Source organism: Bacillus paramobilis (assembly GCF_038096195.1).
In the GTDB taxonomy this organism is placed as follows: Bacteria; Bacillota; Bacilli; order Bacillales; family Bacillaceae_G; genus Bacillus_A; species Bacillus_A mobilis.
Map to the genome: position 1 here is coordinate 3,991,736 of NZ_CP151108.1, position 13,336 is coordinate 4,005,071.

The 13,336-nt window shown below is 35.6% G+C and carries 14 protein-coding genes; 3 read left to right on the forward strand and 11 right to left on the reverse strand.

All coding sequences use genetic code 11. The features are described 5' to 3' along the window. Positions 1 to 27: 27 nt before the first annotated feature. The 5 genes from potC to inhA1 all read right to left on the reverse strand — a co-directional run bounded on the left by potC (position 28) and on the right by inhA1 (position 6,826). Positions 28 to 828 carry a spermidine/putrescine ABC transporter permease PotC gene (potC, locus tag AABL52_RS20430; RefSeq protein WP_000714201.1) on the reverse strand — a complete coding sequence of 267 codons (801 nt, stop codon included), beginning with the start codon at positions 826 to 828 and terminating at the stop codon, positions 28 to 30. 6 nt (positions 829 to 834) lie between these two features. Next, positions 835 to 1,683, reverse strand: coding sequence for a spermidine/putrescine ABC transporter permease PotB (potB, locus tag AABL52_RS20435; protein WP_000715496.1), 849 nt, complete (start codon positions 1,681 to 1,683; stop codon positions 835 to 837). Next, positions 1,680 to 2,663: a spermidine/putrescine ABC transporter ATP-binding protein PotA gene (potA, locus tag AABL52_RS20440; RefSeq protein ID WP_000720323.1), complete on the reverse strand. Its 984-nt coding sequence runs from the start codon at positions 2,661 to 2,663 to the stop codon at positions 1,680 to 1,682. Before potA ends, potB begins: the two co-directional genes overlap by 4 nt. A gap of 236 nt (positions 2,664 to 2,899) precedes the next feature. Beyond that, positions 2,900 to 4,267: an aldehyde dehydrogenase gene (locus AABL52_RS20445; protein ID WP_341518283.1), complete on the reverse strand. Its 1,368-nt coding sequence runs from the start codon at positions 4,265 to 4,267 to the stop codon at positions 2,900 to 2,902. Between the two features lie 171 nt (positions 4,268 to 4,438). Further along, positions 4,439 to 6,826 carry a M6 family metalloprotease immune inhibitor InhA1 gene (gene inhA1, locus AABL52_RS20450; RefSeq protein ID WP_341518284.1) on the reverse strand — a complete coding sequence of 796 codons (2,388 nt, stop codon included), beginning with the start codon at positions 6,824 to 6,826 and terminating at the stop codon, positions 4,439 to 4,441. Between the two features lie 342 nt (positions 6,827 to 7,168). Between inhA1 and AABL52_RS20455 the strand changes: the two genes are divergently transcribed. Together AABL52_RS20455 and AABL52_RS20460 are read left to right on the forward strand one after the other, a co-directional pair. After that, positions 7,169 to 7,303 (forward strand): anti-repressor SinI family protein, encoded by a 135-nt coding sequence (locus AABL52_RS20455; RefSeq protein ID WP_000276217.1) that lies wholly within the window; start codon positions 7,169 to 7,171, stop codon positions 7,301 to 7,303. 79 nt (positions 7,304 to 7,382) lie between these two features. Next, positions 7,383 to 7,706, forward strand: coding sequence for a helix-turn-helix domain-containing protein (locus AABL52_RS20460; RefSeq protein WP_000578881.1), 324 nt, complete (start codon positions 7,383 to 7,385; stop codon positions 7,704 to 7,706). Positions 7,707 to 7,782: 76 nt separating this feature from the next. Here AABL52_RS20460 and calY read toward each other — a convergent pair whose 3' ends face one another. From calY to AABL52_RS20490, 6 genes are all read right to left on the reverse strand, one after another. Next, positions 7,783 to 8,376 carry a biofilm matrix protein CalY gene (gene calY / locus AABL52_RS20465; RefSeq protein WP_000053727.1) on the reverse strand — a complete coding sequence of 198 codons (594 nt, stop codon included), beginning with the start codon at positions 8,374 to 8,376 and terminating at the stop codon, positions 7,783 to 7,785. A gap of 407 nt (positions 8,377 to 8,783) precedes the next feature. Further along, a complete protein-coding gene (locus AABL52_RS20470; protein ID WP_341518285.1) occupies positions 8,784 to 9,524 on the reverse strand; it encodes a DUF4047 domain-containing protein in 741 nt (246 codons plus the stop codon). Positions 9,525 to 9,680: 156 nt separating this feature from the next. Then, a complete protein-coding gene (locus AABL52_RS20475) occupies positions 9,681 to 10,271 on the reverse strand; it encodes a TasA family protein (RefSeq protein ID WP_340420985.1) in 591 nt (196 codons plus the stop codon). A 62-nt stretch (positions 10,272 to 10,333) separates the two neighbouring features. Continuing rightward, a complete protein-coding gene (gene sipW / locus AABL52_RS20480) occupies positions 10,334 to 10,903 on the reverse strand; it encodes a signal peptidase I SipW (RefSeq protein ID WP_341518286.1) in 570 nt (189 codons plus the stop codon). 192 nt (positions 10,904 to 11,095) lie between these two features. Next, a complete protein-coding gene (locus tag AABL52_RS20485; protein ID WP_341518287.1) occupies positions 11,096 to 12,382 on the reverse strand; it encodes a D-alanyl-D-alanine carboxypeptidase family protein in 1,287 nt (428 codons plus the stop codon). Positions 12,383 to 12,537: 155 nt separating this feature from the next. Continuing rightward, positions 12,538 to 12,765: a hypothetical protein gene (locus tag AABL52_RS20490; RefSeq protein ID WP_000251865.1), complete on the reverse strand. Its 228-nt coding sequence runs from the start codon at positions 12,763 to 12,765 to the stop codon at positions 12,538 to 12,540. Between the two features lie 285 nt (positions 12,766 to 13,050). Between AABL52_RS20490 and AABL52_RS20495 the strand changes: the two genes are divergently transcribed. Next, entirely contained in the window at positions 13,051 to 13,275 is a 225-nt protein-coding gene (locus AABL52_RS20495; protein WP_000090219.1) for a hypothetical protein, read from the forward strand. Positions 13,276 to 13,336: the final 61 nt, after the last annotated feature.

Genomic DNA, 13,336 nt, shown 5'->3' on the forward strand with positions numbered 1-13,336 from the left:
CCCCTCGTACTTTCTATATCGTTCGTATTATAAAGGAAGGTGTCCTCCAGAGTTTTCTTCACCATCTGCACCTTTGTTACGGAAGATTTCAGATAGAACCATTAATCCTACGATAGCTACAATTAAAATTGTAGAAAGTGCATTAATTTCTGGTGATACTCCGCGCTTAACCATACTGTAAATGTATAATGGCAATGTTGTTGATCCTGGTCCTGATACGAAGAAACTAATTACAAAATCATCAATTGATAATGTGAATGTTAATAATGCGGCTGAAATAACTCCTGGTGCAATTGCTGGGAACGTTACATAACGAAACGTTTGCCACGGCGTTGCACCTAAATCATTCGCAGCCTCTTCTAAATCACGTCCCATACCAGAAAGACGTGCTGCTAAAATAACGACAACAAATGAAATACTAAATGTAATGTGCGCAATAATAATTGTTGTTTTGCCAAGTTCCATACCTAATTGACTAAATAAGATAAGTAAAGATAATCCCATTAAAATATCAGGAATTAAAATTGGTAAATAAACAAGACCGTTAATAGCCCCTTCATAACGATATTTATAACGATGTAATGCAATCGCGAAAATCACACCAAGAACTGTCGTTACAACCGTCGTTACAATCGCAATCGTCATACTATTTACAAACGCATCAATAACATCTTGCTTTTGAAATAAATCTGTATACCAATGGAATGTAAAACCTTCCCATTCCGCATTAATGCGAGAATCATTGAAGGAATATACCATTAAAACCATCATTGGAAAATACAAGAACAATAAAATTAACCAAGAATAAGAAACTAAAAACTTCTTCATCTTTGCCTATTCCCCTCCGTTCCCATCATATTTATATACTTTCGTTGCACGATAATATAAGTAAATTAACAGAACAGAGAATAGAACAACAATCATAGATAACGCAGATCCAAACGGCCAGTCACGCGCTCCTAAGAATTGATTTTGAATTACGTTTCCGATTAATGCTACTTTCGATCCACCCATAACGTCTGATACAACAAACATTCCGATAGAAGAAACAAACACTAAAATAGAACCAGTAGCAATCCCTGACATCGTCATTGGTACTGTAACATTCCAAAATGCCTTTACTGGTGTTGCTCCTAAATCATAAGCTGCTTCTAGCTTACGCTTATCCAGCTGCTCAATCGCTGCATACACTGGTAAAATCATAAATGGCAATAAAGAATATACCATTCCGAGTATTACAGAAGGGGTATTATATAGTAAATTTAACGGTTCACTAATAATACCTAGTTTCAATAGCAATGTGTTTACAAGACCTTGTGAACGTAAAATAACAATCCATGCGTATGAACGAACAAGGAAGTTAATCCAAAACGGGATCGTTGCCAATAATAAAAGAATGGAACGGTATTTACGATCAACAATTGTAATTGTATAAGCAAATGGATAACCAATTACTAAACAGATTACTGTTGTAATAACTGCAATCTTAACAGTTTCCCATAACGTTCCCATGTATAGTGGATCAAACACACGAGCTATATTCTCTAACGTAAATTGCATTTCCACTGTCCCATATGCCCCGCGCTGCATAAAGGCAAATGCCAATACAAACAGAAGGGGAATTAGGAAGAAGATTAACAGCCACGCGACTGTCGGTAGTGCGAGTAATTTCCCTTTTTTCAATTTAAGGTCACCTCGTCCTCTTGCTCCCAGCCTACGTATACATTATCTCCAATGCTCCACTGCGCTGCTTCTTCAGCAGTTTGATATGCCATTAGTAATTCTGATGTTTTCTCGTCACGTACATAAAGCTTTTCCATATTTCCAACAAATTCAACGTCTTCAATATGTCCAAGATGGTATTCTTTTAAAATCGGTTCTTCAACCGAACGTACCTTTACGTTTTCAGGGCGAATTGCTACATAGCCTTCCCCGTTTTTCACAATATTATTTTCACCGATAAATGTCGCAACGAACATCGTTTTCGGCTTATTGTAAATTTCTTTCGGCGTTCCAATTTGTTCAATATGTCCTTTATTCATAACGACAATACGATCACTCATGCTCATCGCTTCTTCTTGATCGTGCGTTACGTATATGAACGTAATTCCTAAATTACGTTGTAAGTTTTTCAATTCACGTTGCAAATCTTTTCTTAACTTAAAGTCTAACGCCCCAAGTGGCTCATCTAGTAATAATACACGCGGGTTATTTACAATCGCTCTCGCAATTGCTACACGCTGCTGCTGTCCACCAGAAAGCTTTGCAGGTTTACGATTACGGAACTCAAGTAACTGCGTTAAACGCATTGCCTCTTCAGCACGCTCTTTCTGCTCTGCTGCCGGTACCTTCTGCATCTTCATACCGAAACAAATATTTTTCTCCACATTCATATGTGGGAATAGCGCATAATGTTGGAACACTAAGTTCATATGGCGCTTATATGGTGGCAAATCGTTAATCTTTTCATCATCTAATAAAAGATTCCCTTTAGTTGGCGTTTCAAAACCTGCGATCATGCGCAGTAACGTTGTTTTCCCACAACCACTCGGCCCTAAAATCGTTAAAAATTCCCCTTCTTTAATGTCTAAAGAAAGAGGTGGGATAATCACTTGATTTCCAAAATGTTTTTCTACTGCTTCAACTTTAATAATCTTTTTCATTTTCCCGTCCTATCTACCTTAAATTTTAATTTTTATATTCATGAATAAATATTTATGTTCTATAGACTATTTTTTGTTTCGATCCAAACAAAAATGGTTGTTTAGCTGCGTTCTCTTCTATTCTTTATGTAGTATGTTTGATTCATTTTCCCACGATACATGTGTCGAACAGAAAAACCCCTTCCATTGCGAAGGGGCTATTATCATACGGCTACGCCTACTGATAAACACCATCATCATTTTAACAACTTTCGTATGAATTTTAAAGCACTTTTTGTAGAAGAGTAACGAATTTTCATATCGAATGCCGTAGATTGGGCTAAAATGCTTTTATAATGTGAAAAAGTCCGAAAACTTTCTTCCCCATGATAACTACCTAATCCACTACTTCCAACGCCACCAAAAGGTAAATATGGCGTTGCAAGATGATAGACAACATCATTAATACAGCCTCCGCCATATGAAATATTACTCGTCACTTTCTTTTGTACTTCTTTATCTTCAGAAAATACATATAACGCTAACGGCTTTGGATGTTGCTGAATTGTGCCAATTACCTCTTCTATGTTGTCGTACTCTATAATTGGTAAAATCGGACCAAAAATTTCATCTTCCATAACAGTACTTTGCCATGTAACATTCGTTAACACTGTTGGTTCTATATGTAAAGTTTCTTTTTTATAGTTCCCGCCGATTACCGTTTTACCATCTTTCAAAAATGTACATAAACGTTCAAAATGACGTTCAGTCACAATTCGTACATAATTGTCATTTTGCAAAGGTTCTTTCCCATACTGCTCCGCAATCTCGTGTCGTAATGCCTCGATTAACTGTCCTTTCACCGAAGTATGCACATACATATAATCAGGCGCTACACACGTTTGCCCTGCATTTAAAAATTTCCCCCACACAATTCTTCTTGCTGCTACATCTATTTTTGCATCTTTATGTACAATACACGGGCTTTTTCCACCAAGTTCTAACGTGAGTGGCGTCAACCGTTTCGCTGCTGCTTCCATCACAACTTTTCCAACACCAACACTACCTGTAAAGAAAATATAATCAAACGGTTCCCGTAGCAATTCCGTACTCTCTTCTACACCACCTTCTACTACCGCTACAAGCTCTTCTTGGAATATTTCCTCTAACATTCTCATAAGCACTTTGGAAACGTTTGGCGTTAGCTCTGACGGCTTTAAAACGATTGTATTTCCAGCCGCCAACGCTCCTACAAGAGGTGCAATTGCTAATTGAAACGGATAGTTCCACGGTGCAATAATAAGTGTCACACCGTACGGTTCAGGCACTACTTTCCCCTTTGATCCAAAATGAGTGAGTGCTGTTCGAACACGCTTCGGTTTACTCCACGATGAAATATGCTTCAATTGAAAGGAAATTTCTTTTAATACATATCCAACTTCCGTTGTAAACGACTCATGAACTGACTTATTTAAATCTAATTTCAATGCCTGAAATATTTCTTCTTCAAAGCGCTGAATGCCTTCATAAAGCTTCTTCAAATTATTCTTTCTCACTTCTATACTTCTCGTATGACCATTATAAAAATATGCCTTTTGTTTATTTACAATAGAAGAAACACTCATTCATTCACCTTCTCCCACTATTTTTATCCAATTCTTTCATTATTTATATAGACTTCATATTTAATAAATTTCTATTCATAAAGTTACATTATATATAATTTCTTCTTTTATATAAAATTCATTGCTCACAAAAAAACTACCGAAAGAAAATCTTTCGGTAGTTTTACTGTATTAACGATATAAACGAACAGCACCTGCAGAATTATCATCGGCTTGTCCTACTACTTCAAACTTCAGGCCAAGATTCGGTAAAATACGTCCTGCATCTGGAATCTGTTTATTAATATACGTTTTCGAATCATCAAACTTCGGTACGCCTGCTAAGCCATTATACGTATACGTTCCGCGCGTTGGAGATACAACTTTCCAAGCCGGCGTTTTATCGAATGAGAACGCCGCATCAGCGATTTGGAATCGTGTACTACTTGCTACTGTTGGTTTACCGTTTAAAGTTCCAACAATTGCTTCTGGATGAGAATCAACTACGCCAAGGAAACCATGTCCTGGATGTAAACCAACCCAGTTATCTGTATAAGCTGAGTCTGCATACCATACAACCATACCTGTGTTGTATTCTGGACCACGAGCATATTTCAATGCGTTATCTGAACCAGCATAGTTTCTCCACTCTACATAATAGTTATGTTTCTTCTTCTCTGTTCCATTAGATACAGCGAACCCATCTAATTTGAACTGCGGTGTACCTTCTGCATCATCAGAGAATACTACTTTACCGTCTACATTTAGTGATGCATTATCAAGTAGGAAACCGTTTAATGCTAAACCACCATCTGTAATGTACTCAAATGTTAATTTTACTTTCTTACCTTTGAATTGGCTTAAATCGTATGATTTGTCAATCCATTTTCCATTTGTTGAATGTGCATTGCCACTATTTGCTTTCTCACCAAGTTTTTCGATTAATGTTTTTTGGCCATCCTCTGTTACAGCATGCACTTCAAGGAAATCATACTCTGCTTCAATTTCATACAATGACTTGAAATCAAATTTCGCAGTCGTTGCATTTGTCAAATCGAACAGTGGCGTCTCCATTTTTGTGTGAAGATTGTCACCTTTTGTGCTGTAGTAATACTGCTTTCCAAATGCTGGAGCAATTGTTTTTATATCTTTATCTGGCAAGTTAACACGAATCATACCTGGGCGGTTAGATTTCGTAACACTTTGATCTAAATATGTTGCTAGACCGATACCTTTATTTAATTTCTCGTAATCTACTTCTACGATATTTGCCCAGTTACCACCGATTGTTTTTTGGAAAAACTCTTTATTTTGCGGCGAGAAACTTGTTGGCGTTGTTCCTGCAATGTTACCCGCCCAACTTCCACCACTCATAACAGACCAAGCTTGAATTGGTTCACCATCACCAGTATAATCTGTATCATACTCATCTGGAAGACCTAAATCATGACCATATTCATGTGCGAATACACCAACTGCGCCATCTTCTGGTTCAATTGTGTAGTCGAATGCTGCAATCTTTCCGCCCCAATATGGAACTTTCGCTTGTGTGCCTTCAATTGGGAATGGTTTTGGTCCAACAGTCCAGCGATGTGACCAAATTGCATCGTCACCTAATTTACCACCGCCTGCTTCTTGTCCAACACCCGCATGGATAATCATTAAGTGATCGATTAAACCGTCCGGTTGTTTTTGATTTCCATCGCCATTTACATCATATTGATCGAATTGGTCAAACTCTGATAAATCAATACCGCTATCTACAGCTGCTTTTAATGCATCTTTTACTAAATCACGTGGTCCTTTTGGTCCTTTATTATCATGACCTGTCGCACCATCTGCACCGTAATCAGCAGCTTTACCAGGAACTGTTAACCATTTTGTAACTGTTCCGTCTACTGTATAACTACCGCCAGATTGCTCTTCGTAATATTGTTTAAACGTTTCGATTTTGCTGCCATCCTCTAATGCGAATGGCTCATTACCGAATAACATTTTTTCATAATGTTCTTTGTTAAAATCGTCAGTATACATATAACCAGGTTCTTTATCAATATTGTTATGTTTAAAGTCAGCGTACTCTACAAGTAACACGAGTACTTTATCTTTACGAACTTCACCGTTATATTCTTTTCCCTTTGCTGGAGAAGTTGGTACTTTACCATTTAGACCACCTCTGACCGGTCCAGTCGCAGCAGGTGTTCCTGTTGCTGGTTTGTCTAACTTTTCTTTCGTATCTGCTTTCGCATCTTTCACTTTCTTTATAAAGTCAGATGCTTCTTTCGTAAGTGGGTCCCCATTTGATACTTCTTTCCCAGGATTTTCACCCTTTTTGTTCTCTACATATTTTTCGACAGCTTTCTTTGTTTCTGTCTCTGAAGCTTTCGAATCAATTACCCCACGGTTTTTTAGCGCATTTGCTAAACGTTCTTCTGGAATTAAATGATCATCAACTGGGCTCGTAGCTGTCTTATTCACAGGTGTTTCAGCATATACAGACTGGCCACCCGCTCCGAATGAAAGACCTAATACAGCTGTCAAAGCGATTGATGACAAAACTTTGAACGGTTTCTTGTTCATCCCTTATTTCCTCCCCTAATAAATAATATGTATTACATATTGAATTTTATTAAAAATTCAATATTTTTTCAATATTTAGTTATATTATGTAATTTTTTTAATATATTTGTAAAAATTTCATAGTTAGTATACGAATATATCACAATTCAACAATGTTTTCTGAAAATATTGAAAATATTTGTCAGAAACTTTATAATCGCCATAGAGGGAATTTAATGGGGATTTTATCTTTGTTTTATCTACAAAATATTTGATAATTCACTATATAAAACACAAAATGCGATTGTATTATCATATATTCTGTAGCAGCAGTTATGACCGATAATTAGGGAGGAATTACATTTGTACAAAGATAAGACTGACGCACTGGACCAAGAATGGATTGATTTAATACTTGAAGCTCTAGACGCTGGTATCGCCCTGCAAGATATCGAACATTTTTTCCAACGTATGAAGCCATCCAGTCAGGCTCAATAGGCTTGTTCTTTTTAACGAAGTTTATGTTATAATAATGACATCATAAGACGACTACATATTGATAGAAAGGTGCGCAAATATGATTGGAGAACGTATAAAACGCCTTCGCTTACAAAAAGGTATTTCATTAACTGAACTTGCCGAAAAAGCTGGTGTTGCTAAATCTTACATTAGTTCTATAGAACGAAATTTACAAAAAAACCCTTCCATTCAGTTTCTTGAAAAAATCGCAGCAGTTCTACAAATTCCAGTTGATACTCTACTTCATGATGAAACAACAAAGGAAAATCATTTAGACTCCGAATGGACACAACTCGTTAAAGATGCGATGAGCTCAGGTGTCTCCAAAGAACAATTTCGTGAATTTCTTGAGTTTACAAAGTGGAAGCACGATCAAAAATAATAAATAGAAAGAAGTGCTTACAACCGGCACTTCTTTTTTCTTTATAAAAAAAAGCGGGGATTCCCCGCTTTTTGATTTATTCTCTTGATTCGCCTTCTCCTTGGTGAGCATTGAATGTCCATTCTAAGCTCAATGAATCACCTTGGAATTTATTTTGATCACCTTTATCTTCGAATTCAAATTCTACCCATAAGTAATCGTCAGTACCAGCTGCTAAACCACCACTTTCTCCCCATTCAGGAGCAAAGATTGCTTTAGCTAAAACATCTGGATTTTCTTTTTGTAACTCAGCTAATGTTGTTGAGTATACAGGCTCACTTTGTTTATCCCAATTCCAAATGAAGTTCACCTTAATGTGCTGACCAAAGTCTTCACCGGCGTTATCTTTTTTCAAGTCATTCACAGTATACTTTGTCGCTAATTGTACATCTTTAATTGCTAACGAACCGCTATTCTTTAATAAGAACTCTTTCTTTACTTTATCCCCTGGTTTTAAATCTTTAATATCTACAAGCGTTTTAGGGTCTAATGTAAGATCTAACGTCCCAGCTGCAAATGTATTATTTGATACTTCTTTATCGCTAAAGTATGCAAATGTTCCTCCACCAATTAAAGATAACCCCAGTGCCGCTGATGCAACTCCCATACCTAATTTCTTTTTCAGACTCACAATCAATTCCCCCTAGCCGTTTTTTATATTTTTACCCCTTATTTTTCAATAAGGAACATAAAGAAAACTATATTAGCTTAGCTAATATTCGTTCTCTTTTAAAAACCTTAAGTTCATTATAACGAACAACACTATATAAATACAACATTTTTTTATTAGTATTTTCAGTTATTTTTATTTCTCAATATTATTTTAAATTTTCGAAAAAAAGTTGAGAAATAAAGAAAATCGTCAATTAATTTTCACTATCCATACCAATTAGTATCTTTCACCATCATGCGGCCAACTAGTTTTCTCGTATCCGCTAGATTTTGACGTGTATTGTTAAAATTAAGAGAACACGCCGAATAGGTGAGTCGCAATGCTCTCTCACCTATTCGCTCTGTAATATTGCTGTATTTTACTTACTATTCATGTTTCTTACTCTCTTCTTGCTTCTTACTCTCCTCTAGCTTTTTCGCTTCTTCTTTCTTCTTACTCTCCTCTAGCTTTTTCGCTTCTTCTTTCTTCTTACTCTCCTCTAGCTTTTTCGCTTCTTCTTTCTTCTTACTCTCCTCTAGCTTTTTCGCTTCTTCTTGCTTAGTAGCCTCACTCACTTGTTTTGCTGTTTCCTCTACTAGTAATTTCTCAAAACCTTGAATTTGTTTATCAATCACTTGTAAATTAACCTCTTTATCAACATACTCACAGTTTTCTTTCACTATATGAAAACCAGTATTCACATACGAGAATACTTGCTTATTCGATCCGCTTTTATTTCCTTTTAGCTCTTCTTGCACTTGATTGTAAGGACCTTCTATTGATACATATATTTTTTGTAACAATTCTCTCTCAGCAACTATTTTCTCACGCCCTTGCTTCCACGTAACAAGCGCATGTTCTAACTCTTGAGTGGAGGTGACAGTTACTTTTGACTTCATCCCTTCATACTCATGCAAAATAACTTCCTTATGTTGCTTAGCCTGTTCTGTTAATTGATCCACTGTTTTTGGAAAAATACTTGCTGTCGAAATTGTAGCCGTTACTTTCGTTTCATGAATGAAAGCTGCTTCTGTATAAGTCATCATTTGAGAGCCTAAATAAAAAGTAATAGAACACAAACATGGCAATATAAGCATCTTTTTGAATTTGCGAGGTGGCTTCAGCATTTTAATCTCTCCTATCGAACAACTCGTTCTTTATCAAGAACTATACCTTTATTATAATAAAGTGAATTATAAAATGATATAAGAAATTACCTTTCTTTTTACATTTCCCTTTTAGCAGAAAAGGAGACTATCATTTTTGATAGTCTCTTTTTCTGCTTATTTTTTCTCCACTCCATCGCCTTGTTGTGCTTCAAATGTCCATTTTAATTGAAGTTTGTCACCTTGGAATTCATTTTGAGGCTCATTTTTATTAATAAAGTGGAATTTCACTTTAAATGAATCATTAGTTCCTGCTTTAATACCTTTCTCAGGCCATAACCAACTTACTAAATCATTTTCTGCAGCAGTCACTGTTTTACTCTTCAAATCCTTCAATGTCGTTCTCTTAATTACTTCATCTTTTTTATCAATATTTTTCAAGAAAACTACTTCAATATCTTCACCAAAGTCTTTCTTATTATCATTCTTCACATCTTCTACATCATACTCTGTAGTTAATATTACTTTTTTAATATCAAGTGTGCCTTTATTCTCTAATTTAAATTCTTTTTCAATAGTATCACCTGGTTTTAAATTATCCACTTTCACAATTGTTGATGGGTTCAGCGCTAAATCAAGTGTCCCAGATGCAAATGTATTGTTTGACACTTCTTTATCGCTAAAGTACGCAAATGTTCCTCCACCAACTAATGCTGCTCCTAATACTGCTGATGCGATACCCATTCCTAATTTTTTCTTTAAAGTCATGTCCATATCCCCTTGATTTATATATTTGCCAACTTCCTAAATGGAAAGTATAACCAAACGACCTAGACGGATTGTTCTACTTTTTTCTCTTTCTTTTCTCCGTCAATGCTACGAATAGCACCAAAAATAGAAATCGCTGAATAGCCTAGTAAAAAGATTCCTGGAATAATAAGAAGCAAAGCAGCTCCAGCTTTTGAATTCGCATAATTTAATGCATACCCTGCATAAGGAACTGTAATATCCGCATATTTCCCAATGACATTCTCCGCAAGTACTGGTTCTAAATCAGCACCGTTGTTGTTATCCCCTTTTGTTTCATACATTACTTTTCCATTTGTATCTTTCACACCGATAATACGGTGAGTGATAATTTTTTCATCTTTCTCTTTAAAAGTAATAACATCGCCTTTTTGATATTTAGAACCATCTTTCGTCGGCTCTATCGCAATGATTGAACCTGTTAAAAATGTTGGTTCCATCGACCCTGATAACACTGATTTAAATTGATATCCCATCACCGTTGGATCCCCACCGCTCGCTTTTGAAGAAATAACTACAAAGGCTAAGCAAATCATCAATGCAAATAAAACAAATGAGATAACGTTGCTAATCACCTTCCAAATTAATTTCATCGTTTCTCTCCCTCTCCGTTGTTTTATATTATTTGAAGTATATAATATTCGCTTTTGTTCTTTAACAAGAACACAACTAAATAATATAACGAACAATAAATAAATGCAATAAGAAAATTTACAATTATTAGTTATTTTAAATATATAAAAAAGACTGTGACAAAGTCTCTTCACAGCCTTTTAACTAGTGCTTTATTTTTCTTCTGATTTCATTCCTGTTGTATTTCGGCGTAACACTACAAATAAAATGGCTCCGAATAGTATAGCGGCACCTATCCCAATGCTTATTATTTTCACATTTGATTCATTTACTTCAGGCTCAGCCGTATCTTTTTTAGGCATCGCAAAAGTAACATCTTCTTTAGAAAGAACATTTACCGTCGCAATTGTTTGATTATTTTTCGTAATATCAACTGCACCAACTACTTCACCACGATGAATTCCTTTATGGTACAAAGAATCTTTATCTAATGAAGCCGCACGGAAAATCGTCCTCACATTTTTCCCTTCATCTTTCTTAAGCATAAGCTCTGCACTTTTTTCAAGCTCGCTATCGATATCTTTATTTAAGTATGTTGCCTTTTGATGCCAGCTATGTTTATCTAGTACAGTTTGCTTCACAAATTGACCGAAAGAATAGTCCGCCATCTGCTTCAAATCTTCATAAATTTCAGGTCTTTGAGAAGCCATTACTACATTTATAATACGATTTCCATCCTTCTCATTTAATAAAACGAGTGTATTACGCGCTTCATTTGTAAAACCCGTCTTACCACCAATGCTATATGGATTTTCAAAATAAGTAGACTTGTTAAAAATAGACACCGTCTGCCTAGATGTCGTAACTGTCGTTCTTTTCGTATTCATCGCTTGTAAAATCTCAGGATATTTTTGCACACCTCTCGTTATCATTGCCATATCAAATGGCGTTGTATAATGGTTCGGATCATGCAATCCATTTGGCGTGACAAAGTGACTATCTGTAGCACCTAATTGCTTCGCTCTCTCATTCATCATATGAGCGAAATTCTCAACACTTCCCCCAATGCGCTCCGCAATCGCATACGACACATCATTCGCACTCAGCACCATTAAAATCATAAGCGCAGTATTACGATTAATCGTCTCACCAGGTTGAAACTCAATTTGATAATTACTCTTCTCTTGATCTAATGCTAATTGTGAAAACGTAAATTGATCCTCTGGCTTCGTATGCTCCATAAGTAAAATTGCTGTTAACACTTTCGTCATACTCGCCGGAAATGCGCGATGATGTGCATTTTTGTCATACAAAACATCTCCTGTTTTCGCATCAATCGCAGTTGCAAACTGGCTAAAAACATTTGGCCCTTCCGCAGGTGGTGGTGCCACTTGCTCTGGATTCACTCCAACATTCGTCTCAGCACGTAACGTCATAGGTGTCAAAAAAAATAAACAAATAACGGTAATAAAAGCCAAAATTTTCTTAAAATTTACCATATGACTCTCCCTTTTCACTATACTCTCACAGCTTAAAAACTGAGTCTACCAATCCATATGTAATTTGTATTAAATTGGAAGAATATTCACTGTTTTTTACTATATCATACTTTTACGATAAAGAACATAAATATACAATAAAAAATAAGAAGGAATTATTCTTTCTTATCCTTCTCATCAATCAATGAATCTATTAAATTTTGACTAGCTTCCTCAGGTGTAATCTCATCTGTCATCCCCATAAATGACCAACCTTTAGAATCGACCCACTCAACAAACTCTTGTAAAAACTCATCATGTGTAACATCCACATCAAGAATCGAGCCATTAATCGAAATCGTTCTATTTCTAGATACACGCATCTTGAACGTTTTCCTTACCATTACAATAATTCTCCCTCTACTCTTGAATAATTATAAAATAATCTTGTATCTCTGTTATACATGATTTTAAGTAAATTGTAAAAAGGATATATTGGCCAATTTGCATATTAAAACTGAAAACCTATCACCATGCAAAAATATCAAACGGTATGTAAATGATCATAAATGACTAAATAGATCCACATAAAAATAAAACAACTTACATTTTATCACACCAAATACAAATGACTTTCGTACAATAGAATGGAATATACTAGAAGAAACCTTAACATGAGGAGGCACTCTATGGCGCGTTGTACGTATTGTAAAACGAAGTGGAAAGTAAAAGATGTATGGTCGATACTCGTGACATTTGAAAAAGATTGTCCGTATTGTTTTGGAAGGCAGTATCTATCAAAGAAAACATTGAACGCTATGCCAGAACTTATTAGCTTACCTTTACACTTCTTATTCCCTTTTCTTGTTGATTTAAGTGATGAAGGTCCTTTAGATTGGTATAGGAAAAAATAATATAACTGCTTTATTCGAACTCACTTTTCATTACATTCTCTACTTATATATTCTTTAATAC